Below are 24296 nucleotides of genomic sequence, written 5' to 3'. Positions count from 1 at the left end.
GTAGCTGTATATAAAAAAAAGCTAAATAGCAAAAAATGCACAGACAGCAATCTCATAAACCATCAGTATTAATAAGTAGAAACTAACTATTTATCTCTATTTAAAAGGAATTGATATGAGTAAATTTAAGATGTTGTCTGGTAGTGTCATCGAGGGTAAAAAGACGACGCATCTCTCAATAGCTAAGTTAACCATAGGTCTTGGTTTATCAGCCATGCTGCTGACATCTGGTTGCGCTACACAAAATATTCAGGCCTATCAGAACACCACACCAACGCTCGACATGCATGAGTTTTTTTCGGGTCAAATTGATGGTTGGGGTATGTTCCAAGGTCGAAATGGCGAAGTAAAAAAGCGCTTTTATGTTGATATTGATGCAACCCATGAGGGAGATGATGTCATTGTCCTAAACGAGAAGTTCTCGTGGGCAGATGGCACGAAATCGCAGCGTATATGGCGTCTGACTGAGCAGACAGATGGCAGCTGGAAAGGTGTCGCAGGTGATGTCATTGGCGAGGCAACAGGGCAAGTGGTTGGCAATACGTTGCACTGGAATTACTTATTAGAGTTACGTGTCGAGGACAAAACCTACAAAGTAACGTTCGATGATTGGATGTATCTTATCAATGAAGATGTCATGCTCAATCGCTCAGTGATGAAAAAATTTGGCGTAGAGCTGGGTAGCGTGACATTAAGTATGCATCGTAAGCCTTCCGATGCTAACTAGAAATCTCTAAATCATTTGATAATAAGTAAGGTGCTATGCAATATCGATAAAGGTAGACGGTGTTCTTCAGCGTCTTAAAATGGCAAAATAGCAGCATATTTATCTATTACCTGTTATTTATTGGACTCTACAATATCGACTAGCATACCTAGATAGAGTGTCTAAGCGACATAGACTGACGTGCACCATAGGTGGCCTATAGATATTTCGATAAAAATTGGTTAAAGTAAAATTATACAATTGATAGTATCAACTGATGCTATCAGATAACGATTAAAACAGTTTATTAAATTATTCATAAGTAAAAGGACGGTATCATGCGCGGAGTCAATAAAGTTATCATCATCGGTAACCTCGGAGCAGATCCTGAGGCACGCCAATTCAGCAATGGCGGTAGCGTAACCAATATCTCGGTTGCGACATCAGAGCAGTGGACAGACAAACAAAGCGGCGAAAAAAGAGAAGCGACAGAGTGGCATCGTATCGCACTTTTTAACCGTCTAGGTGAAATCGCAGCGCAATACCTGCGTAAAGGCAGCAAAGTCTATATCGAAGGTAGTTTGCGCACACGTAAATACCAAGACCAAAGTGGTCAAGACCGTTATATTACTGAGATTCGTGCTGAACAAATGCAGATGCTCGATGGTCAAACTGGCGGCGGTCAGGGTGGAGATAGCTTTGGTGGTCAGAACCAAGGTCAGAGTGGCGGCTATAATAATCAAGGTGGCCAAAACAACCAGAATAACTTTGGTCAGCAAGCAAATAACCAGATGGCACATCAAGGCGGCTATAACCAACCAGCGGCTCAAGGTGGTCAGAACAGTTTTAACAATCAAGCGCCTGCTCAGCAAAACCAGTTCAATCAGCCAGCACAGAAACCTGCACAATCTAAGCCTACAGCAATGCCAGACGGCCCTGTAGATGATGATATTCCGTTCTAACTTATACCTTAGACTTTAATGTAAAAAAGCCCTGCAACTGCAGGGCTTTTTTAATGCTTGCTATAGTTGATTCAGTTTAAAAGAGATATAAGGCAACTGAGTGCAGATGTAACTGTGATACTTCAAGCGAGGTTAACGCTGTAGCTCTTTTATAGAGGATTAACTAAATCCAAAAATATAATTCAGTTGATACTTTTTAACGTAGCTAAACTAATTTTTTATTGAATAATTTTTAATTTATTTAATATGCTCTTAATACCTAAACGATTAAACTTAAGTTTATTTGGCATTGGTTTAATACTATTGGTTTTCACATTAGCTAGTATGCCTACTACCTTCTATACTCTATATTGACCGTTTGTACCAAAAAATAATTATGATTAGTGACGTTTAGTTTTAAAAATTGCTATACTAACTTTATATGGCGTATAGTTAATATATATTGATCGTTTTTAAATAAAATAAATTTCGATGATAATAGCCAAAGTTTTACTTGTTTCTTATTAATAAATCGAAAGCTATTTGGATAATAGATCTTTATATGAAATGGTTAACTTATTCAGAAAGTACCGTAGGAACGACATAGCAAGTTACAGAGCTAATGCAAAACTATCTCCAAGATTAGCAGTATTTGAGAGTATAGTGCATTGACTTACTACTCTATTATTTTAACAGTAGATTTTTGTCGAAATATCATTGCGAAATTCTAGCAGTAGTCAAAGTACTAGAATTTTGTTTTATTATTAGAAGATGCTTTCAAAGCTATAATAGCAATATATAAAGCATGGTGACTTATGTGTTTAGATTTATCTAAAACTAATTTTATTCAAAATGGATACAATGAGCATCTATCGCTATATATTTTCTATTTATAATGGATTGTTCGGGCTGTTATTAGAAACTAAATATTCTTTAGAATTAATTATATTTTATACATAGATTTAATGGCCAATGAACGATTTGTTCACTGCATTATTTCAGGAAAAACAATACCTCAATAGAGGCCACACTCTTATTTTATAGTTGGATTTATTATGAGCAAAAATAACGCAATTGATTTAGAAAATTTGAACGTGGATGAGTTACGTGCTATCACTGAAAACGCTCAACAACTTATCGCCAAAAAACAGCATCAACGTTTGTATGATGCCTATATGCAGTTCGAGCAGATTGCAGAAGATAGCAATGCAACGATCGAAGAGATACTGAAAGCTGGTGAAAAGTTAGAGAAAAAACGCAGTATTAAATATCGCAATACTGATGATCATAGTGAAACTTGGACTGGCCGTGGCCGTAAGCCAACATGGTTGGTTGAAGCGCTAGCAGCAGGTCGTGATATCGAAGATTTTGCTATTTAATTAGCTGTTTTCTTATAAAGTTACTTTCTGTGAACCAGTTAGAACATCCTATTTATAATGGTGTATTTACAACCATTTAGCGATAGATATAGCTGTTTTTCAGAAAATAAAAGCCAGTATCTTTACTGCCAGTATTTTGGCAAAAAGATACTGGCTTTTTTTCTGTCATCTATATGCCATTGTTTGTTATGATAATGACGTTTTTGTCTTATATAAGAGTTGTACGACTGTGGCCCAAGTATCTGAGTTTTCTCATAAACGTCCCCGTAAGCTCTGGTGGCTAGTGGGGTTTGTGTTGTTTGCGCTATTTGCTGTGTTGCAAATGCCAGCAGCATGGTTACTTGAGAAATACGCGCCAGATACGCCTTATGTGCAGCATTTATCTGGCAATGTATGGCAAGGTGCTGCCATTTGGCAATTGCCTATGTCATCGACGTCGCTCACAGGTACGGTGGAATGGTCATGGCAGCCTTGGCAGTTACTCATAGGGAAGCTAGGTGCGGATGTTAATATCCACTCAGCACAGACACGTCTGAATGGGCAAGCTAAACTTGGGTTAAACTCATGGCAAGTTGACAACATGAGTGGGAAAGTTGCACCTGAGACGCTAGCGAGTGTGGTCAACTGGCAACTGCCAAATACCCCTATTCAAGTAAATAATGTATCGCTAACGCGTCAGGCTGATAAAAATGACGCATCTAGTAGTGATCCTGCTAAAGACGTTAGCGGATTTAGTGCCGCGGATGGTCAATTGACTTGGGTTGGTGGTGAGGTAGGCTATCCTAGTGGTGGCAAAGTTTTTTATATTACGATGCCTGCTCTAAGAGCCGAGCTTAGTACAGAGCAAAAAAACAATAGAGATTTGCTGCATATCAATTTATTGAATAATCAAGATAAGCGTTTGGGAGATCTGTATCTCGATAGCGATAATATGCTCGATGTCAGTTTGACGCAGCGCTTGCTAGAAAACATGCCTGAGTATAAAGGACAAGCCCCTCAAGATACGCCAGTTGTCAGTGTGCGCCAGCCATTGTTAGCTGGTCTGGGGGCGAACTAAATGCTTAATATCGCCGCAAGCTTAAAACCTGTTATCAATACTCTCAATCGCCTTTCAGCTTGGCTATTATTGTTAGCTATTGCTTGGCTATGCTGGACAGCCGCCCGTCTTTTATGGTTATTACTAGCAGCACCTCTAGCGCCTGCATTGCCTTTAGCGCCTCTACAGAATAGTGCCAAATCCACCAAAGATTATAGCAGCTTATTTGCAATCTTCGCTGACCCCGATCCTATTACCGCAGCCGTGCAACCACCTCCCAACATTGAGCTAAAAGGCGTACTACTAGCCATACCTGAGAGCATGTCTTCCGCCTTATTAAATGTCAATGGCGAAGTCAAAAATTACCGCATCGGTGATGGGCTAAAAGACAGCGATTATACGCTCGTGGCTGTTGATTGGAATTCAGTCATTATCGCTGATGCTAACGATAAAGAAACCGTTATTAAAATGCCAGAGGCGATGCCATTAGACCAAAGTGATATGCTAGCAAGCGGAATAAGTAATCAGCGTTTGCCAAATAATAGCATGTTGCCTACAGCGCCCCAGCCAGTACAAAACGCTATTCCTGAGACAGAAGGGACAACTGGCGCAGACACTTCAAAAAGTCCACAGTCGGCTATCGAAGAAGCGGTTACGGCCTTGCAAGAAAACCCTGCCAGTTATCTAAGTAGAATGGGGGTGATGGCATCAGGTGAAAGTTACCAAGTCACAGCGGCGATGCCTGCTGGCCTACGTAATCGTTTAGGGCTTGAGCCAGGCGATAAGGTACTGACCGTCAACGGACAGAGCGTGGGTAATAACCCAGCGCAAGATGCTGGTGTACTTCAGCAAGTACAGCAAGCAGGTGAAGCGCAGATAGAGGTTCAACGTGGTGAGCAAGTTATTACGATTCGCCAGCAGTTCTAGCAAGGTAGGTTTTTAGCAAAATTGCTCCTTAAAAATTCAGCACATAGTAAGCAATATCACTGTAGGTAATCATCAATATGGTAAGTTTTCAGAATTTTTCAGCCACGCCTTTGTACCGTAGCCTGCAGCGTTTGATGCGCCTGTGCCGTCCACTTTGTCTGGCAGTGCCATTATGGGCTGCTGGTGTTGGTCTTGCCAATGCTGAGAGCTGGAAAGTTAATCTACAAGATGCTGATATCAAAGCCTTTATCAATGAAGTCGCGACCATCACGGATCAAAACTTTGTTCTTGATCCGCGTATCAATGGCAATGTCACGGTCATCTCCAATAAAGCCCTGTCCCGTGATGAGATTTATCAGCTATTTCTGAGCGTGATGCAAGTGAATGGTATCGCTGCGATTGAATCGGGAACGACGACAAAACTGGTGCCAGATAATATTGCTAAGCAATCTGGTGTGGCGGTTGATTTACGCGGTGATAGTGTTGGCGAATCGCTCGCCACTCGAGTTATTTATTTGACCAATACCCAAGCTGCAGAAGTATTAGGTGTTATTCGCCCATTGATGCCGCAGTCAGCTCACGCGGCCGCTGTACCTGGTGTCAATGCGCTAGTATTGTCCGATCGAGCAGACAGCCTTAACCAACTGACAGCCCTTATCCGTGATTTAGACAGTAATGTAAATGACAGTTTGCAAGTGATACCACTACGCCATGTCGATGCCGAACGTATGATGGAGTTGATTAGCGCCTTAGTCTCAAGTGCGGGTAGCGGGCAAGCTCAAGGTGGCAACAATCAGCTAAAGGTGATTGCTGATACGTCAAGCGATAGACTGCTAGTCAAAGGCAGTCCTGAAATGATTGCTAAAGTCCAAGAAATGGTCAATCAGTTGGATACCACGCCGACCAGACGTTTAAGTGGTCTACGTGTCTTTCGATTAAAGTATGCTAGTGCGGGTCATATCGCCGATATGTTACGCGGTTTACTCGCTAACCAATCTATCAATAGTGCTGGCGCGACCTCGACACTAGAATCAGCCTCACTAAATGATGTAAGCAGCACAGGCGCTGCAATTAATAATGCAGCTAGCGATAGCCTTGGTAGTAGCAGTGCGGCCGCTGTCTCGACTAGCAGCACAAGCGGAACAAGCACAGGGGTGGGCGGTCGTCCGTTTAGTATTATCGCTGATGAAACTCAAAATGCCGTTATCGTCAATGCCGCACCTGAGCTAATGTTTGAGATTGAAGATGCGGTCAACCAATTAGACAGTCGCCGTGCACAAGTATTGATTCAAGCGGCTATTGTTGAAGTGTCAGGCGATGATGCCACCCAGCTAGGCGTTCAATGGGCGTTAGGTAACGCCAATAGTGGCTATGGAGTGGTCAACTTTAATAATGTGGGAGCCAGCGCGACGACACTTGCGGCGGCTGCTTTAGCAGGGACGAGTACGGCAGGTATTAGCGCTGCTGCCAGCTCTATCGCGGGTGCACTGATAGGAATTGGAGACAGTCGCAAAGACAGTCAGGGCAATACAGAGTTTTATGGCGCTATTTTACAGGCGCTTGACTCATCTACCAGTGCCAACTTGCTATCCATGCCATCGATTTTGACATTGGATAATGAAAAAGCCAGTATCTTAGTTGGTCAAAACGTACCTTTTGTTACGGGTTCTTTTACCACCAGTGGCAATAATTCAAACAACCCATTTCAGACAATTGATCGCCAAGACATTGGTATTAATCTGAATGTCATTCCCCATATTGGTGACAATGGCACAGTACGATTAGAGGTCTCGCAAGAAGTCTCGTCAGTCGTACCAGGTAGTACGGGTAATGCCAGTGGGCTAATTACCAATAAAAGCCTTATTAATACGACCATTCTAGCGGATGATCAGCAAACGATTGCCTTGGGCGGCCTGATGCGTGACAACACCACCACACGTCAACAGAAGGTTCCTGGACTGGGCAATGTTCCTGTTATCGGTAGACTCTTTCGTTCTGACAACGACAGCACCCAAAAGAGCAATTTGATTATCTTTTTACAGCCGACTATCTTACGTGATGGCGGCGCGGTAGCGAGTGTGACTGAACGCAAATTCAATCAAATGCGAGTGTTGCAGCTGGTCATTGATAAAAACGGTACGATTAAGCAATTACCATTGAGTGGCACTGAAGGTTGGAATGGTAATGTCAGTGCGGATTACGAGCTCATGCCGCTCAACCCCCTTATCCCTAAACGTGATCAAGCGCCAAAATCTACTTCGCAAGGTTTTACGAGAGTAGATAGCCCGAATAGTGGTATCACGACCTATCCTCTTAATCGTTAAAATATTGGCCGTATATATAACGGTTAATGTGATTCAACTGGCATAAATTAATGTACGATGTAATAGATACTAGTTACATCGTACATTAGCTTGCGTATTCATAACACAGATAAACATAGCTGCTTTTATATTTAAGTATATTAGTTACTAATAAAATAATGAGTTACGTATTATGTTTTCCGCTACAGTAAATCAGAAACTAAGATGACAGATTATAAAAATACGAAAAAATGGTTTTTGCTAAGTGTGGCTGCAACTGCGCTATTGCTCATCCCTAGGCGCAGTAGTCGAAAGGACAATACGGAGACAGTAAATAATCATAATACCGTATCTGAGGGTATTGATATTGACGATGCTCACGAGAATGTAATTAGTAAATAGAAGCTAGTAATTAAAAAATAGAAGCTCAATAATGCGTCTATAGCAATATTCTTATATAAAAATACTTGTATAGTAAAAATTGCTTAGTGTTTATTACTCAATTCTATGTTCTGAAAAGTCAGTTTTGGAGTTTATTAATGTGTGGCAACAAATCAGTGACCATGGCTGAGAGAACAGATGCTAGAGAAGTTTTAAAAAATGTCTATTCTCTTATAGATACGCATACACATTTTGATGCTCCAGTGTTCGACAATGATCGCAAACAACAGGTAGAGCAGGCTTATAGTCAAGGTGTCTGTCACTTAGTGCTAGTAGGTTATTTATACCATTACTTTGATCGAATGTACGATACTCAAGACTCCATCAATGAACTGTCGCAATCGTCTGCGACCAAGGCAAACAACCAAGATAAATGCAATGTTACAGCCCATATCGCACTTGGCTTACACCCATTTTATATTGAGCAGCATACCGACGACCATTTAACACAACTTGAACAAATGGTGATAGAGCGTCGTCCATTAGCTATTGGTGAGATTGGATTAGACACCTTTACCGATGCAATGAAGCAGCCTGATATGTTTGCTAAACAAAAAAGGTTCTTTGCGGCGCAGTTGGATATAGCAGTAACCCACAATCTGCCAGTGATGCTGCATATTCGTAAAGCGCATGCTGAAGCGCTCGCAATATTAAAAGCGCATAAATACGATGCGCATAAATTAGGCGGTATTGCCCACAGCTTTAGCGGGGGTGAGCAAGAGGCAAAGGCTTTTGTAAAATTAGGGTTTAAGCTTGGTGTCACGGGTCAGATTACCAATCCGAAGGCCAAAAAACTGCGCCGTGCTATTCAAGTAGCAGTTGAGAGTCATGGCATCGAATGCTTGGTCATTGAAACGGATTGTCCAGATATGACACCTATTATGTGTCAGGTATCGGATGATACTGATTCACATGATAGAAATATACCAGCCAATCTGCCATGGGTATTAGCAAGCTTGAGTGAGCTATTAGAAATACCACATGATAAACTTGCTAAGCAATTGTGGCAAAATAGCTGTGATGCTCTGAAAGTAGACTGGGCTTATTCAGTGTAACTGTGCTACTTATAAGAAAAGCATCGTTGTAATTAGACGCTAAAAAGTACTAGCCAAATAAATGACAACCAAAATATTTGAAAAGAGAATTTGATCTGTTATGAGTGACACGCGACAATTTGAACAACCAGAATCCGTCGAAGACAGTCTTGCACAAGACGAATCGCGCCAACAAGATGAGCAGTACGATCGTCGTTTTCAAGGTACACGGACACTATATGGTACCTCTGCGGTTAATACTTTTTCGGCAGCTCATGTCTACATTATTGGTGTAGGAGGGGTGGGCTCTTGGGCAGCAGAGGCGCTGGCTCGGACAGCAGTGGGAACGATTACGTTGATTGATTTGGATGTATTGGTTGCTTCTAATGTCAATCGCCAACTGCCTGCATTGGACAGCACATTTGGTCAAAGTAAAATTGAAGCAATGGCAACTCGTATTAGAGAGATTAATCCCACAGTAACATTAAATTTAGTCGATGACTTTTTGACAGTAGATAATGTCGCCACACTTCTACCAAGTCGTGAAGCGGTCAAATCCGCTACTGCTCAGGGGAAACCGATTGTTATCTTAGATTGTGTAGACGATATGAATGCTAAATTAGCAATTGCTTTACACTGTCGTTTTAATAAACTAAAGTTGGTCTGTGCGGGCGGTGCAGGTGGTAAGATAGATCCAAGTCAGATTAGAGTAAGTGATTTGCGTGACTGTTATCAAGATCCACTACTTGCAAAGTTACGCAACAAGTTACGCCACGAAAAAGGCATTAATAGTGCTTTAAAAGAGAAATTTGGTATCAAATGTGTCTATTCGACAGAGCCGCCAATTGTAGATAAAAGCTGTCAAACAGGCGGTTTACAGTGCGGTGGTTATGGCTCAGCAGTGGTCGTTACGTCAGTGGTGGCGATGATTATGGTGAGTGAAGCATTACAATTATTAATAAGACAGACGAGTCGTAACTAATACGTCTGATATTATTTAATGGAGTTTACTTTGTCTATATCTAACTCGCCCAAGCAGAGCTACCCTGTCGCAGTAGATGAATTAGAACGTGTCAACAAGCTAAAGAAGTACCAGGTACTCAATGAAGATGATGAGCCTGCGTTCGATCGACTGGTTGCACTTGCTAAACTGTTTTTTGATGTGCCTGTAGTCACCATTACTTTCATGGACGAGGAAACCCAATATCTAAAACCAGCCTGTCAATTCGATAGTGAAGATGAGGCTGTAAGCAAAGGGCCACGTAACACGGCTTTTTGTAATTATACAATATTGTCTGATGATGTATTAATCGTGTTAGACACCTTTAAGGATAGTCGTTTTAGCCAAAGTCCGATGGTCACAGGTTCTCCATATTTAAGATTTTATGTTGGTGCACCTATTATCTTAAATGAAGACAACAAAAGGTATCGTCTAGGTACATTATGTCTTATGGATACTGAGCCACATCAGAGTTTTAGCAGTCAACAAGAAAAGATATTGGCGCAGTTTGCAATGATGGCCGCAGATGCATTGAAATTACAAGATAAACAACGTGATGCTAAGCGTGCTAATGAGATGAAATCGAGCTTTTTGGCTAATATGAGTCATGAAATTCGAACACCGATGAACGGTATTATCGGTATGGTAGAGATGTTAGGCGATACCCAACTCAGTAATGAACAGCGAGAATACGTTGATAATATAAAAGTTTCTAACGAGCATTTGATGGTCATCATTAATGGTATTTTGGACTTATCAAAAGTTGAGTCTGGAAAAATGACGATTAACTCTATTCCATTAAATTTATCTACCTTATGTAATGAAGTCGTCAGTTTGTTTGCTATAAAGGCACGCCAAAGAGGCTTGACTTTAGATTATCATTATACTGAAACGCTATCACCTTATGTAAACGGCGATCCTGTACGTCTAAAGCAGATTATCGCAAACTTGGTCAATAACGCGATTAAATTCACGCGTGAAGGTGGTCAAGTAAGTATCGATGTTAAACATATGGACAATTGCTACTGTCCAAATAACATTAACGAAAAATTCGTGAGTACGAGTCAAGAAAAAGAAGCAAGCAAAATAGAATGCGATGAAACTGGTCAGAATATAACTTTGTGTATAGAAGTGAAAGATACGGGTGTTGGTATCAAAGAAGAGTCGTTAGAGGCGATATTTGACGCTTATGACCAAGCGAATAAATTTACTCATCGTATTTATGGTGGTACTGGACTTGGACTATCTGTTTGTAAGTCTCTAGTCGATTTGATGGGTGGTTACATTCATGTAAATAGTGAAGTAGGAGTCGGTACGACATTTAGTGTTTTATTACCGTTAACTACTATTGATGAAGACAAGTATGAGACATGGCAAGACTCTAACGATACGACCATAATTGAACCTACGCATGAGCGGTCTGGGCATATCTTGTTGGTCGAGGATGATGCTGTCAACGCGATTATAGCCAAAAAATCCCTAACCAGCAGCGGACATACCGTCACCCATGTTACAGATGGTCAGCAAGCAATTGAGGCTTTTGCTTTATTCCCTGATCGTTATGATGTGATATTGATGGATCATCATATGCCGATTATGGATGGAGTACAGGCGACTATTAAATTGCATGAATTATATGACCCCCAAGTACTACCGCCCATTATCGCTTTGACTGCCAATGCAATGGACGGCGAGCGTGAGAAATATCTGAAAGTTGGTATGCAGGATTATTGCACCAAACCTTTTAAGCAAGAGCAGTTGAATGCCTTGGTACAGTATTGGCTGATACAAAAGCAATCATTGGAAGAAGAGTAACTTACTAAATATTAGTATTGGCGCCATTGATTAGCATTTTAATGTAACTATGATCGATAAATATAAAAAAAGCTTAACCGCCTATATGGTGGTTAAGCTTTTTTATTGATGATAAAGATATCAGTAAATATCAACTACCAGTCATGTTTAGAGCGATATTAGTTCACGCGAGTTTGGTAGTCGCCAGTACGCGTATCAACACGTACCACTTCACCTTGTTGCACAAATAATGGTACACGTACAACGGCACCTGTCTCTAATTTAGCAGGTTTGCCACCACCGCCTGAAGTATCGCCGCGTACGCCAGGATCTGTTTCTGTGATTTCTAACTCAACGAAGTTAGGCGGCGTGACTGACAGAGGAGCACCATTAAATAACGTAATGGTACATAGAGCATTGCTGTTTTCTTTTAACCACTTGATTGAGTCACTCATTGCGTTTTTGTCCGCTTGGATCTGCTCAAAGCTCTCAGGATGCATAAAATGCCAAAACTCGCCATCGTTGTATAGATAGTTCATTTCAGTATCCATCACATCAGCAGCTTCTAAGCTGTCACCTGATTTGAAAGTTTGTTCCAGTACTTTGCCACTACGAAGATTGCGCAACTTAACACGGTTAAAGGCTTGACCTTTACCAGGTTTAACAAACTCGTTTTCAAGAATGGCACAAGGGTTGCCATCAAGCATCACTTTTAGACCAGCTTTAAATTCATTAGTAGAAAAACTTGCCACAAGAAACTCCTAGGGGTTGTAAATATAATAGTAAGACATAGGGCTGACTGTACCAAAATTTTCTGTTATGCCAAGTATTTACGGATTAACGAGGATACTTTGATAGGCTAGACACTAAGGGCGTATAATATCGGATTTTGGGCACAGGTAATAGGCTGTCATGATAAACCATTTAATCACACAAAAAAACTGGCAAACGCAATTATCGGAAGCTATTACATCTGTTGATGAGCTATTGAGTATCCTACAGCTTGAATCAATGCGTGCAGAAGTTTACGTACCTAAGCATTTTGAACTGCGTGTGCCGCGTGGCTTTGTGGCAAAAATGGTTATTGGCGACCGTAATGATCCCTTGCTTAAACAAGTGTTGCCAGACCAGCAAGAGCAAATCAACGTCACAGGCTACGTAGCAGATCCGCTAAGCGAAAACACTCAAAATCCTGTAAAAGGCTTGCTTCATAAATATCAGTCAAGAGTATTGTTAACGATTACGGGTGCGTGCGCTATTCACTGCCGTTACTGCTTTCGCCAGCATTTTGACTATAGTGCCAATATGCCGACTGCTGATGCAAAAGAAAATATCATCAACTATATTAATGCAAATCCTGAGGTCAATGAGGTAATTTTGAGTGGTGGTGATCCACTTAATGTCACCAATAGACGTTTGTTTGCATGGTTAGATACTTTGGAGTCTCTTCCGCAGATTACTACCATTCGGCTGCATACACGTTTGCCATTGGTGATACCTGCACGCTTGGATTCTGCATTGTTAGAGAGGTTATCTCAAAGCCGCTGCCATATTGTCATGGTCATTCACTGTAATCATGCCAATGAGCTAGATGCACCAACCGCTGAATACTTGCAACGTGCGAGAGCAGCTGGAATTACACTATTAAACCAAGCCGTGTTGCTAAAAGGTGTCAACGATACTCTTAACGCGCAAGTACAGCTTAGTCAGCGTTTGTTTGCTTCTGGCGTACTACCATATTATTTACATGTGTTGGACAAGGTGGCTGGTGCGGCGCATTTTGATAGTAGTGAGCAAGCAGCGATTGAGCTTTATTGGTCATTGTTAGCATCATTGCCAGGTTATCTTGTTCCTAAGTTGGTCAGAGAGTTACCGAATAGACCTTTTAAAGTGCCGATTGATATTTACAGCAATAGCTAATATAGGGCACTATAACAATTTAGGAGAATTAGTAAACAAAGAGAGGCTCTTAAAAAAGATACGGATAGTATCTTTCAAAACTAAAAACTAAAATCTAGGATTTATACTTTTGTATAAGTATATATAGATATATGATTGGAGCAGAATATAGACTGTCAGTATGTAAGCTAACTTAAAAATATACAATTTTAGATGTAAGATTTTGACAGTATGTAGGTATTGTCAGAGCGTACTGCTAGATTTAGGCTTACAATAAATAGATATCATCACTTTTCTATAGTCTAGCTTAACAAACATTTTTTATGCCATATATGTATTTGTACTGCTGCATATTACTGATTGCTTCGGAGTGACTAATAGAGAGTAAAGATACTGATGATAACGTTATCAATGTTTCGAGAGCATTTAGATTCTACAGAGCCACTACCTCCGCTATCTAATCGCTCAGTAAATGGTCAAGAGCGTTACTTGTTAAAGATGTTAGCAACGCTACCTACGCTTACCCAAGAGCAGCAAACAGAGCATTTAGAGAGTCTACTGACAGTATTACGTGAATCCAATATGGATGAACAACAGCGTCTTAAATTAATGACAACAGTCATTGATGCCTCAGACCGACTGATTGCAGCTTTTAGACAGCACTATATCTATGAGACAGGCGCGCTTAGTCAGGATCAGATGTCTTATATCGCTCAAATGCAATCGCTACATTATTTAATTATTATGGTTTACGACAAAGTCGTACGTCGTGAGACGCAGTTGTCAGAAGCCTCCTTAAACCAATCTTCTGATAAAGGTTGGCAGCGTTTTTTTGGCGCTGAGACTAAACCTGATAGCACGCTTGCTATTGCGATTTATCAATCACTATTAAGATACCAAAAACTATTAGCAGAAGAAACACTGTGCTATCGAAAGCCATCAGACTACCTGTGGTCTAAAGTCAATCAGTTATATTATTTGGCTCATCAGAAAAAAGTAGCTGATATTGATTTAAGTCTACATACTGTTACGAACCAAACAAACAGTATTCATCAGTTATATTGCCAAATTTGTTTGCATCACTTGTTAAATTTGCGTGCTATGAGGCGCCCGAATATCTTACTCGTACAGCATCTATTGCCTGAATTGGCTAAGCACATGGTTGCGACAATGGAGCCCGCCACCGAGACAAAGGTTTTTGTTGATCTTAAGAGTAATAATCCACCAAGCTATCTAACAGTCAACTCTCATATCAACCCATATGAAGATCGTCATGACTGTCTATTTATAGAACTGACACCGATAGTTGAGTATTTTGAGTCACGCAAAAAAGCCTTTATCGAGGAAGGTAGTACAGCAGAATATAGTCTGCTTAATGCTATTTCGATGACCATCAGCTACCGCTATTTGCAGCCGCCACTTACCTTGGCAACCAAATATACTAGCAAGCAGCAGGCAAAGTTAATCACCAATTTTAACGATATACACTACCATGTAGGTCATTCAAAAACTTTTGCCAATTTGATCGCTATAAAATATCTACGAGAAGAGGACAGACCTTTATACGATACATTTGATAGCGAGCGTGGCCGCAGTAGCGTTATAAACATTGAGACATTTGATGACTATGACAGTTTCTCAGCATATCGCAGACTGCATTTATTGCCAAAAGATGGTAAGCCTAATGAGAATGTTGCTGACGAAAGCATTCTCAATAAAGAAGGACTTAGTATAGAAAAAACTGACCCTAACCTTTCTATGACAGCACCGCAGCCCTTACACATCATGAGCCTGATTTTGGTCTATGGCTCTGAAAATAAAGAACAACCTAATTGGTCAATAGGGGTGGTACGCTGGTTAAATTTCGATACTAAAAATCCAGAAGTGGAATGGCAGATACTCGGGCATAAAATTGTAGCATGTGGATTACGTTTGGAAGGCAGTAAAACGCGAAGTCATCATTTTGTACCAGCATTTATTCTCGGTAAGGATGAACAGCTACAGACGACTGGCACACTAATCGTACCACCTTCGTACTTTCAAGCTGATGATAGAATCGTCATGCGTATTGGTAATAAACAAACCTCCCTACGATTAGGACGCAGGCTGATGATGACTGATAAGTTTAGTCAATATGAGGTGGCGCAGTTATAGCGCTTAGGGACATCTGTACATAACAGGTGTTTTAGGCCATAACGAAGCATTTATACAGATTTCTGTCAGTAATATAGTAGTCGACAAAGGTCATAAGTTAATCTGCAGTTGGTCTAATTATTGTCTATAATGATAAATATTGTTACTCTGACTTTTACGAAATACCAAACAATAAAATAATTATCATAATGAAAACTCAGTTTGTATTGATAGGATTCATAGAATATTAACGCTAGCGTGTTTTATGTGCTAGGTTAGTTTTAGACAAAGATGTAAAGTAACAAAATAATAGATAACAATACGTACGACTAAAAGGCTCCTTATGCGCTCTCAATCTCTTTTAAATTTATTGGTAATCAATGATGATCAGCTCTACGCTGAACGTCTTGTGCAGTTATTGAGTCCTTATTACGATAATGTAAATTTAGGGTTTTTGGACGATAAAGAAGAGCTATTGAAACTCTTACGCCAACCGTGGGATATCTTGGTATTTGGTAAGGCTTATGATATGAGCTTTACGGATGTAGTGAGCCTAGTACAAGAGCAAAGTATTGATCTGCCGATGATTTGTCTAGTGAACGAAGAGATAGCGACGACAGCTTGTAATGAGGAAGGACTACCTACTGTTATTAGTGGCACAATGGTCAAAGCGCTCACCATCGATCAAGAAATGCCTGTCGTCATGGCTATTTGTCTACAGCATAGTAGTTTGCGCAGTCGTCGTGAGCTAAAAACTTTACGTCAAGTACTGTCTGAAGCAGAACAACGTGCTAATGTGCTGATTAAGAACTCCAAGAGCGCGGTTGCTTATATTGATGAAGGGATTCATATCTTTGCTAATGATCCCTATCTCCAATTATTCGGTTTCAAATCAATGAATGAAGCGGTAGGCGTGCCTATTATTGATCTGATTTCGGGTGGTGATAGTGTCAAAGGATTTAAACAGTTTTTACGTCAGTTTGACAAAGGCAGTCGCCAAGACGTTGAGTTTAATTTTGAAAGTGTGCGAACAGATGGCAGCACTTTTGAAGCAAAGTTACAATTGGCATCGGCAACATTAGAAGGTGAGCCAGTCACTCAGATTATTATTCAACAAAACAATAGTAATAGTGCAGAGGTTGCCAAGCGTTTAGCGGAAGCTGAACGTAAAGATAATTTAACTGGCTTAGATAATCGTCGTGGTTTTGAAGATCAGATGATATCAGTACATCAGCAGGCGACGCAAGGACTAATGACCGCAGCCCTGCTATATGTGCAGGTTGATAATGTAGGAAAAATAAGAAGTAGTTTAGGTCTACAAGGAATAGATGCAACGGTCAAACAAGTTGCCCACACGTTGACTGAGCTAGTACCTGATGGACATGTGAGCCGTTTTAGCGATACTGCATTCACGATATTAGTAAAAAACAAGACGACGAATGAGCTTGAAAATATTGCTAAACATATCGGTTCGTCAATAAAGGATATGTTTATTGAAGTTGATAAACGTACAACGAATACAACAGTCAGCATTGCTGTTGTCAAGATTGAAAAAAATCCTGTAGAGCCTGTCATCATATTAGAACGCGCCATGGATGCTATCAGCCAAATCATGGTAGAGACTTCTAACAGTGGTGGATCTTACCGTATATATGACCCAAGCGAACATGCCAATAGCGATGATCATGCACTTGCTGAGTCATTAGTGGATGCCATTACTAATAACCGTTTTGATCTATCATTTCAGCCAATATACGACATCAACAACGATCGTAGCGACTTCTTTGAAGTGTATCTACGGTTACCGCTGTCAGATGCTGACAATACGGTATTAACCCCTGATCAATTTATGGCAGTGGCTAAAAGACATCAACTGTTAGAAAAGATTGATCGATGGGTGCTTATCAATGCCTGTAAGAAAATCAATGACGTCCGTAAAGTTCATCCTGAAGCCAAACTGTTAGTACAATTAACCAATGCTTCACTGGTCGATAAAAAATTGCCGATAGTGGCGAGTCAATTGATAAAAGCAGTAGGCGGCGCAGCTGGTGTATTAACGCTACAGTTCAATGAAATAGATATCTCTGATCACTTAACCGTCGCAAAATCTCAATTTTCCGCGCTTAACGATGTTAGCTGTCAAATAGGCATCAATAATTTTGGCTCTTCCGTCAAATCTATTGAAATTGCCAATTTTGTCCAGCCTGATATGGTACGCTTGGCGCGCAGTTATATCCAAGATATTGGTGCAGCAGAAAATCTAGAGACGGTTAAGTCTCTTATTACGCGTACTAATGACATAAAGGTCGATGTGCTTATGCCTTATATCGAAGATGCAGCAACGATGTCAGTCGCTTGGAGTGTGGGGGCGCGCTATTTGCAAGGGTATTATTTAGAAGAGCCTAGTAGCACGATAAAGGTAGCGAGTTAAAAGGCCAATACATCATATCGTTTATGTTATGGCGATGATATTCCTCAACCAAAGATTGCTAAAAATGTCCCTTATCAGTAGATATCAAATGAGCAGCCTTTTGGCTGCTGTTCTGTTGCTCACAGCTTGTGAGAAAACACCACCTGACCACCGCGCTCCTGTGATTCTGCCCTTATATACCGACGGGGATGCGGACAACGGCTCAATAATTTATAAAGATGCTTGCGGTCAATGCCATCAACGTAATGCAGGTCTGAATAAAAAAGGCCCACAATTAATGAATATATATGGTGCGCCGGCTGCCGAGTTAAAAGACTATACCTACAGCAAAGGGCTAGAAGATTCAGGTTGGGTATGGGATGCAGAGACACTCGATCCATACATTGCAGATGCACAAAAAGCCATGCCAGATTCTAAAATGCTGTCTGACCCGATGCCAGATGCGAAAGAGCGTGCCGATATCATTGCTTATTTATCTACGCTCCGTGCCGCTGCACCAACCGTTACAGATGATGTGAACTGACTTATCATCGTTATGACCTAAAAAATGAGCCAATAACCTACTATGACCCATGCAGCTAACGATAGATCATTATCCATCTCTCAGAGAACAGCGAATCCGCTTAGCCAGTCCATCCCTAGTACGGTTGATTTTCAACACAATCAGCAGAAAATTGCACAGCTGTTAGCGCAATTAAATCAGATTGTATTGGACAAGCCGCAAGCAGTTAGGCTAGCACTCAGTTGTATCTTAGCAGGCGGTCATTTATTATTGCAGGACTTGCCTGGTATGGGTAAGACGACTTTGGCACAGGGCTTGGCGCAGTTGTTAGGTTTGAGCTTTAGCCGAGTGCAATTTACTAATGATATGTTGCCTGCTGATATTTTAGGTATGAGCATCTACGACCAAAGTAAACAGCAATTTGAGTTTCGTCCGGGCCCTATCTTTACTCAGTTATTACTTGCTGATGAAATCAACCGTTCCAGTCCCAAAACGCAGAGTGCGCTACTTGAAGCGATGGAGGAGCGACAAGTCACGCAAGATGGCCAGACTTACCCTTTGCCACAGCCATTCTTTGTCATTGCCACCCAAAATCCATTGCAACAAGCAGGTGTTTATCCGCTCCCAGAGTCGCAGTTAGACAGATTTTTATTATGCTTATCATTGGGTTATCCATCGCCTGCCGCAGAGCGTGAGCTGCTAAAAGGTAAAGATCGTCGCGAGCTGCTCAAAGATTTGGATACGGTGCTTGATACTGAAGCTGTACTATTGGCTCAGCAGGGTGTCAGGCAGGTTTATGTGGCAGATACTGTATTGGATTATTTGCAAAGACTGGTTGCAAAAACTCGTGCAAGCCAAGAGTATCATGGTTTATCACCTCGCGGCGTATTGTCACTACAACGTGCTGCCCAAGCGCATGCCTATGTATCGGGATATATGGAAGTGACCCCTGAAGATATCCAAGCGGTGTTTGCTGCGGTCACTGATCATCGCCTCGGTCAGCGTTTCGTACCCGCGCATGTGACTGGTGGGCAGGCAACAAAAACCATCGCCCAACGTATCCTAGCAGAAGTGTCAGTCGTTGCTTAGCAGCTGGCAGACTGTTTGACCGTATTGATTAACTGCATCGGTGAAACGTAGTTCTACACATAGTCAAAGCTATATAACTTAGAAAAAATATCAAAGTCACTCAGTTTACTATTTACGGTATTTTCACCCGCTTTTCTTGTATTCAAATTGTCCTGAATCAACTGTATCGTTCTATTCGTGAGTTTGTTTGTCAGTCAGATACAAATACTGACAGCATTGTTATTTAGATGGTAATAATAGGGTAGTCATGAGCTTGTTACCAAAGACCTTAACCGCACCAATAAAATCAGCTCTGAGCCGCTGGTTTGCCGCGCGTGCACCTAAGAGTGATAGTGCTACGCTTAATTTGCGTAATGTCTATATTTTCTTTAGTCGTGAAGGGATGCTATTCGCCGTATTGTTAGGGATTACCTTTATCGCGGGTATCAATTATGGCAACAATTTGGTGCTTGGTTTGTGCTTTTATCTGGTCAGTATTTGGTTAATTAGTTTTCATGTTACTTTTGCTCATATATCTGGTCTGCAAGTGCGTCTGCTAGAAGTCACTATGACAGAAGCTGGCTTGCCTGTTTGGATTACACTACAGTTGAATAGTGATAGTCGCCAACCACGGCGTCAGTTGCTATTTGAATTTGAGCAGATAACCAATAAGAAAACCAAAAATGGCACAAACACGCAAAGCTCAATACTCATCACGCGATTACAAGGTGAGCAAGTCGTTCGACTGCCTGTCCAGACCTACAACCGTGGTCAGCTTGAACTACCGCGGTTAAAAATAAAAACAGTTTATCCATTAGGTATTATGCGTGCATGGTCTTATGTCTACTTTGCGCGTACAGCGTGGGTATATCCAAAACCTGAAGTATTTGATTGGCAAGTAAAATATGCAATCGCAAGCTTAGAGGATTTACCAACAGGTGGGCAGTATAGACAGGGTCAGGACGACTTTGAGCGATTAGATAATTATGTCGAGGGTGAATCATTGGCCCGAGTCTCTTGGGGGCATGTGGCGCGGGGACAAGGTATGCTGACCAAGCACTTCGCTGATCCGGTCGGTCACGAACAAACGCTTGATTATGCAGATATGCCAGCTGCACATCACGATCAAAAACTTGCACAATTGGCTTATGGGGCGTTGACGCTAGGTCAGCTAGGCGTGCCGTTTCAAATGCGTTTACCTAGTGATACTCCTGCTACTGCGGAGATGGGTAACGGGGAATCCTTTGCGCAAGCATGCTTGCTAAGGCTTGCGAAAGTACCATGACCAACTCTAAACGCTCATCTTCTGCTGATGTTGATACACTGTCCACAGAGTATTCTGCGGTCGATGCTACAAAAACGGCCAGCTTTGAGCAGTTGGCTTTGGGTCAAAAAGTCTCAATTCGACCTGAGCGAAATGACGCTAAATGGTATCGTAAGTTATTTGCACTGCCAGCTTATTATTGGGTATTAATTGCTCAAGTCGTCGTTGTGTTACCGCATGCCGCACATTTACCATTATGGCTGATAGGATTTGCCGCCGTCAGTATCGCCGCTCAATTGCCTCATATCAAAGCTAAATTCAAAAAACTATCGCACCTAAAGCGTATTTATCAAAGTATGCAAATGCTAGGCTTTCTGCTGGGGCTATTAGGTCTATGGCTGACCTACAATACAGCGTTTGGATTGGATATGGGCGTGGCGTTTTTAGTACTATGCCTAGTTAGTAAGCTATGGGAACTGTATAAGCGCCGTGATGCCTATGTGGTTTTGAATTTATCATTGTTCGTGCTTGCGGCATTATTTTTGATGGACCAAGGTTTACTGACTACTTTAGAAGTGATCGTTGGTGCAGTCATTGTGTTGCTAGCATTTATTGCGCTTAATGATGATAGCAATGCTAGCGGTGATGGACGCTTGCGTACATTAGGCGTGTTAGGGGTTGGTGCATTGCCATTATTGGTGGTGCTATTTTTGTTTTTTCCGAGACTGCCACCGCTGTGGTCTGTACAGCTCTCAGGTCAGCAAGCTACTACAGGTGTCTCTGATAGCATGTCCCCTGGTGATTTTGCCAATTTAGGACAGTCGACTGAGCTAGCCTTTCGGGTAGAGTTTGCAGATGAGCGTCCACCGCAGCAGCAGCTGTATTGGCGTGGTTTGGTATTTAGTGATTTCGATGGTGTCACATGGCGCCCAGCCCATCAAAGGGATCAATGGTCGTCGAGATTGCAAGCACCTGCATGGATTCAGCACGCCTTCGCTACTGTACCTGATGAATCAAGGGCGGCACCTGTCAATTACAAGGTTATCTTAGAACCCACTCAGCAAAATTGGTTATTCGGACTTGATTATCCATTTTCTCAGCAGCCAGACATCAATACCACATCAGACTTTACTTTAACCAAAGATCAGCCTGTTACGCAGCAGCTCCGTTATGATGTATCGCAGTTTGCATCGATGCGTATTGACCCAGTTTTGACAAAGGCATCAAGACGCGAGAATCTTGCCTTGCCTAATGAAGGTAATCCACAAGCACGCGCGCTTGCTAAGCAGTTATTTGAGCAGTCAGGTTCAGACCCTGTGCGCTACATCGCTGCTATTGAGCAATGGATCAATCGGACAGAGTTTCGCTATACGTTGTCGCCACCACGGCTCAATACCAATCGGATTGACGAGTTTTTATTTGAAACTAAAGCAGGGTTCTGTGAGCATTATTCGTCAAGCTTTACCTTTATGCTACGCGCCGCTGGTATTCCTGCACGAGTAGTAGCGGGCTATCAAGGCGGTGAGCCAAGTCGCAATGGTAACGTATGGGAAGTGCGGCAAATGGATGCGCATGCATGGACTGAGGTTTGGCTTGAGGGCCAAGGCTGGGTACGTGTGGATCCGACAGCCTTTGTGGCGCCTGAGCGAGTAGAGCAAGGCATGAATACAATGACCGAGCAGCAAGGGGCAGCTATATTTGGCAATGGTGCCAGTGCACAAATCAGCTATCAGCAGTATCAGATGCTACAAACGCTACGCCGACTATCAGACCAAGCGAGCTACTACTGGCAAAAAGACGTAGTCGGCTATAACCAAGACAAACAGGCCGACTCGCTACTCAAATGGTTCAATATCAGCTCAATCATGCAGCAAATTATTTGGTTAGCCACCAGTGCGGTTTCCGTTATGGCTATCTTAGTGTTTGTCATTTGGTATCGCCGCCGTAAGCGCTGGCACCCAGCAGACTTACCTCTTGCTAAGCTCTCAAAACGTATCGGCAAACATGATAAATTATTAGCCCGCAATGATAATGAAGGGCAGCTAGCTTGGCTGGAACGTTTGGCATCGGCTATTGATAGCCGTCAGGGTGACAATGCCCAATCTGCTACGAGTCAGCTAACAGATAGTAGTGACCCAATCGTTATTCAAACAAAGCTTATTGAAATTAGACAAAACTACCGTCAGTTACGGTATGGACGACTGAGTACATTTGATAGTAGTCATAGCAAGTATCAAGAACGACTCAAACAACTTAAAAAAGATGTACGCGCATTGTTATAAAGATTTTGGGTGATAATGCTATTAAGTTGCTAAAGTATTTTGAACTGACTACAAGTCAGATAAGCGAATCAGTAGATAGGTGGTTATATGGCAATATACGTAGATTTTGTGCAAATAAAATTCAAAGGCCATAAGTGGTGTCATATGCTGGCGGATAGCTTGCAAGAGCTGCATGATTTTGCGGCATTTATTGATGTGGATGCGCGTCTATTTCATCGTAACGCCAGCTATCCTCATTATGATATCACGGTTCAAATGCGTGAAATCGCTATTGCACAAGGTGCTATTCCTGCCGATAGAAAAAAGATTATCGAGTGCGCAAAGAAATTAAAAGTAGAGTTGAATGACCAGATAGAGCAATCTAGTCATTCTTGATATGAAAGCTTTTTAAGTAAATAAGTAATAGAGACCATCCCAGATTCTGTGTAACTGCCATTTAGATTAAATGCCTGCCTATACGATCATCAAACATAATCATAAAGCGATTCAGAGCAGACGTCCAGTTACGGATTGGCATCGACCACTTTTTGGATGCCTGCTGGGTGGCTAAGTACACCACTTTGAATGCTGCCTGATCAGATGGGAATACCTTGCGCTTATTCACCGCTGTCCGAATCACACTGTTCAGTGATTCTATCGCATTGGTGGTATAAATCGCTTTTCTGATGTCTTTCGGATACTCAAAGAACACCGTTAAGCCCTCCCAGTTATTGCGCCAAGACTTGACCACGTGCGGGTAATCTTTGCCCCAAGTCTCATCAAAGTGCTCAAGATTGGCCTCTGCCATCTCAAGGGTATCAGCGCCGTAAATGGCCTTTAAATCAGCCGCTACGGCCTTCTTATCTGTCCATGGTACAAACTTCATTGAATACCGTACCATGTGTACGATACACAGCTGAACTTGTGCTTTAGGATAAACGGTGTTGATGGCATCAGGGAAGCCCTTTAGACCGTCAACACAAGCGATTAAGATGTCTTGCACCCCGCGGTTTTGTAGTTCAGTGAGAACACCCAGCCAGAACTTAGCGCCTTCATTCTCTGAGAGCCACATACCAAGCAGCTCTTTTTTACCGTTAAGAGCAACACCTAGGGCTAAGTAAATGGCTTTGTTGATGATCTGCTTATCTTGGCGTACTTTAACGACAATACAGTCTAA

General features: G+C 41.8%; 20 protein-coding genes. 18 read left to right on the top strand and 2 right to left on the bottom strand.

Annotated features, from left to right (window positions below):
- Positions 1–115: 115 nt before the first annotated feature.
- The 10 genes from CXF69_RS14140 to CXF69_RS14100 all read left to right on the top strand — a co-directional run bounded on the left by CXF69_RS14140 (position 116) and on the right by CXF69_RS14100 (position 11582).
- Positions 116–727 (top strand): DUF3833 domain-containing protein, encoded by a 612-nt coding sequence (locus tag CXF69_RS14140; RefSeq protein ID WP_101204382.1) that lies wholly within the window; start codon positions 116–118, stop codon positions 725–727.
- A 317-nt stretch (positions 728–1044) separates the two neighbouring features.
- Entirely contained in the window at positions 1045–1668 is a 624-nt protein-coding gene (gene ssb, locus CXF69_RS14135; RefSeq protein ID WP_101204383.1) for a single-stranded DNA-binding protein, read from the top strand.
- A gap of 1034 nt (positions 1669–2702) precedes the next feature.
- Positions 2703–3026 carry an H-NS histone family protein gene (locus CXF69_RS14130; protein ID WP_101204384.1) on the top strand — a complete coding sequence of 108 codons (324 nt, stop codon included), beginning with the start codon at positions 2703–2705 and terminating at the stop codon, positions 3024–3026.
- Positions 3027–3255: 229 nt separating this feature from the next.
- Entirely contained in the window at positions 3256–4083 is an 828-nt protein-coding gene (gene gspN, locus CXF69_RS14125) for a type II secretion system protein N (RefSeq protein ID WP_101204385.1), read from the top strand.
- Positions 4084–4989 (top strand): type II secretion system protein N, encoded by a 906-nt coding sequence (locus CXF69_RS14120; protein ID WP_101204386.1) that lies wholly within the window; start codon positions 4084–4086, stop codon positions 4987–4989. It begins immediately after the preceding gene.
- Positions 4990–5066: 77 nt separating this feature from the next.
- Positions 5067–7313, top strand: a complete 2247-nt coding sequence (gspD, locus tag CXF69_RS14115) for a type II secretion system secretin GspD (RefSeq protein WP_101204387.1) — start codon at positions 5067–5069, stop codon at positions 7311–7313.
- Between the two features lie 204 nt (positions 7314–7517).
- Positions 7518–7694: a hypothetical protein gene (locus tag CXF69_RS14380; RefSeq protein ID WP_157822715.1), complete on the top strand. Its 177-nt coding sequence runs from the start codon at positions 7518–7520 to the stop codon at positions 7692–7694.
- 161 nt (positions 7695–7855) lie between these two features.
- Positions 7856–8788, top strand: coding sequence for a TatD family hydrolase (locus CXF69_RS14110; protein WP_101204389.1), 933 nt, complete (start codon positions 7856–7858; stop codon positions 8786–8788).
- Positions 8789–8888: 100 nt separating this feature from the next.
- Positions 8889–9749 carry a tRNA threonylcarbamoyladenosine dehydratase gene (locus tag CXF69_RS14105; RefSeq protein WP_101204388.1) on the top strand — a complete coding sequence of 287 codons (861 nt, stop codon included), beginning with the start codon at positions 8889–8891 and terminating at the stop codon, positions 9747–9749.
- A 30-nt stretch (positions 9750–9779) separates the two neighbouring features.
- Complete coding sequence (locus CXF69_RS14100) at positions 9780–11582, top strand: GAF domain-containing hybrid sensor histidine kinase/response regulator (protein ID WP_227522919.1); 1803 nt, start codon at positions 9780–9782, stop codon at positions 11580–11582.
- 158 nt (positions 11583–11740) lie between these two features.
- Here CXF69_RS14100 and efp read toward each other — a convergent pair whose 3' ends face one another.
- A complete protein-coding gene (efp, locus tag CXF69_RS14095) occupies positions 11741–12313 on the bottom strand; it encodes an elongation factor P (RefSeq protein WP_057761310.1) in 573 nt (190 codons plus the stop codon).
- 160 nt (positions 12314–12473) lie between these two features.
- Between efp and epmB the strand changes: the two genes are divergently transcribed.
- The 8 genes from epmB (at position 12474) to CXF69_RS14055 (ending at position 23515) form a co-directional block, all read left to right on the top strand.
- Positions 12474–13481 carry an EF-P beta-lysylation protein EpmB gene (gene epmB / locus CXF69_RS14090; protein WP_101205225.1) on the top strand — a complete coding sequence of 336 codons (1008 nt, stop codon included), beginning with the start codon at positions 12474–12476 and terminating at the stop codon, positions 13479–13481.
- Between the two features lie 375 nt (positions 13482–13856).
- Positions 13857–15614, top strand: a complete 1758-nt coding sequence (locus tag CXF69_RS14085) for a hypothetical protein (protein WP_101205224.1) — start codon at positions 13857–13859, stop codon at positions 15612–15614.
- Positions 15615–15936: 322 nt separating this feature from the next.
- Positions 15937–18024, top strand: a complete 2088-nt coding sequence (locus CXF69_RS14080) for an EAL domain-containing protein (protein WP_101205223.1) — start codon at positions 15937–15939, stop codon at positions 18022–18024.
- Between the two features lie 88 nt (positions 18025–18112).
- Complete coding sequence (locus CXF69_RS14075) at positions 18113–18547, top strand: c-type cytochrome (RefSeq protein WP_228706802.1); 435 nt, start codon at positions 18113–18115, stop codon at positions 18545–18547.
- A gap of 42 nt (positions 18548–18589) precedes the next feature.
- The gene (locus tag CXF69_RS14070; RefSeq protein WP_101205221.1) at positions 18590–19615 is read left to right on the top strand and encodes an AAA family ATPase; all 1026 of its coding nucleotides are present in this window, start codon (positions 18590–18592) and stop codon (positions 19613–19615) included.
- A 247-nt stretch (positions 19616–19862) separates the two neighbouring features.
- Positions 19863–20879 carry a DUF58 domain-containing protein gene (locus CXF69_RS14065; RefSeq protein WP_102078648.1) on the top strand — a complete coding sequence of 339 codons (1017 nt, stop codon included), beginning with the start codon at positions 19863–19865 and terminating at the stop codon, positions 20877–20879.
- Positions 20876–23140: a transglutaminase TgpA family protein gene (locus tag CXF69_RS14060; protein WP_102078649.1), complete on the top strand. Its 2265-nt coding sequence runs from the start codon at positions 20876–20878 to the stop codon at positions 23138–23140. Before CXF69_RS14065 ends, CXF69_RS14060 begins: the two co-directional genes overlap by 4 nt.
- An 87-nt stretch (positions 23141–23227) precedes the next feature.
- Positions 23228–23515 (top strand): DUF4031 domain-containing protein, encoded by a 288-nt coding sequence (locus CXF69_RS14055; RefSeq protein WP_057761296.1) that lies wholly within the window; start codon positions 23228–23230, stop codon positions 23513–23515.
- A 61-nt stretch (positions 23516–23576) separates the two neighbouring features.
- Here CXF69_RS14055 and CXF69_RS14050 read toward each other — a convergent pair.
- Positions 23577–24296, bottom strand: a 720-nt coding sequence (locus tag CXF69_RS14050; protein ID WP_145990087.1) for an IS256 family transposase, incomplete at its 5' end; no start/stop codon positions are given.

It is taken from the genome of Psychrobacter sp. Choline-02u-9 (assembly GCF_002836505.1).
Lineage (GTDB): Bacteria > Pseudomonadota > Gammaproteobacteria > Pseudomonadales > Moraxellaceae > Psychrobacter.
This window is presented reverse-complemented; position numbering and strand designations above follow the sequence as displayed.

What these genes read in the sequence shown, in the direction of transcription:
- epmB (WP_101205225.1), top strand. Translation starts at nt 12,474, where the DNA reads ATGATAAACCATTTAATCACACAAAAAAACTGGCAAACGCAATTATCG.
- CXF69_RS14130 (WP_101204384.1), top strand. Translation starts at nt 2,703, where the DNA reads ATGAGCAAAAATAACGCAATTGATTTAGAAAATTTGAACGTGGATGAG.
- ssb (WP_101204383.1), top strand. Translation starts at nt 1,045, where the DNA reads ATGCGCGGAGTCAATAAAGTTATCATCATCGGTAACCTCGGAGCAGAT.
- CXF69_RS14060 (WP_102078649.1), top strand. Translation starts at nt 20,876, where the DNA reads ATGACCAACTCTAAACGCTCATCTTCTGCTGATGTTGATACACTGTCC.
- CXF69_RS14080 (WP_101205223.1), top strand. Translation starts at nt 15,937, where the DNA reads ATGCGCTCTCAATCTCTTTTAAATTTATTGGTAATCAATGATGATCAG.
- CXF69_RS14055 (WP_057761296.1), top strand. Translation starts at nt 23,228, where the DNA reads ATGGCAATATACGTAGATTTTGTGCAAATAAAATTCAAAGGCCATAAG.
- CXF69_RS14105 (WP_101204388.1), top strand. Translation starts at nt 8,889, where the DNA reads ATGAGTGACACGCGACAATTTGAACAACCAGAATCCGTCGAAGACAGT.
- CXF69_RS14140 (WP_101204382.1), top strand. Translation starts at nt 116, where the DNA reads ATGAGTAAATTTAAGATGTTGTCTGGTAGTGTCATCGAGGGTAAAAAG.
- CXF69_RS14075 (WP_228706802.1), top strand. Translation starts at nt 18,113, where the DNA reads ATGAGCAGCCTTTTGGCTGCTGTTCTGTTGCTCACAGCTTGTGAGAAA.
- CXF69_RS14380 (WP_157822715.1), top strand. Translation starts at nt 7,518, where the DNA reads ATGACAGATTATAAAAATACGAAAAAATGGTTTTTGCTAAGTGTGGCT.
- CXF69_RS14065 (WP_102078648.1), top strand. Translation starts at nt 19,863, where the DNA reads ATGAGCTTGTTACCAAAGACCTTAACCGCACCAATAAAATCAGCTCTG.
- CXF69_RS14110 (WP_101204389.1), top strand. Translation starts at nt 7,856, where the DNA reads ATGGCTGAGAGAACAGATGCTAGAGAAGTTTTAAAAAATGTCTATTCT.
- CXF69_RS14085 (WP_101205224.1), top strand. Translation starts at nt 13,857, where the DNA reads ATGATAACGTTATCAATGTTTCGAGAGCATTTAGATTCTACAGAGCCA.
- CXF69_RS14120 (WP_101204386.1), top strand. Translation starts at nt 4,084, where the DNA reads ATGCTTAATATCGCCGCAAGCTTAAAACCTGTTATCAATACTCTCAAT.
- CXF69_RS14070 (WP_101205221.1), top strand. Translation starts at nt 18,590, where the DNA reads ATGACCCATGCAGCTAACGATAGATCATTATCCATCTCTCAGAGAACA.
- gspD (WP_101204387.1), top strand. Translation starts at nt 5,067, where the DNA reads ATGGTAAGTTTTCAGAATTTTTCAGCCACGCCTTTGTACCGTAGCCTG.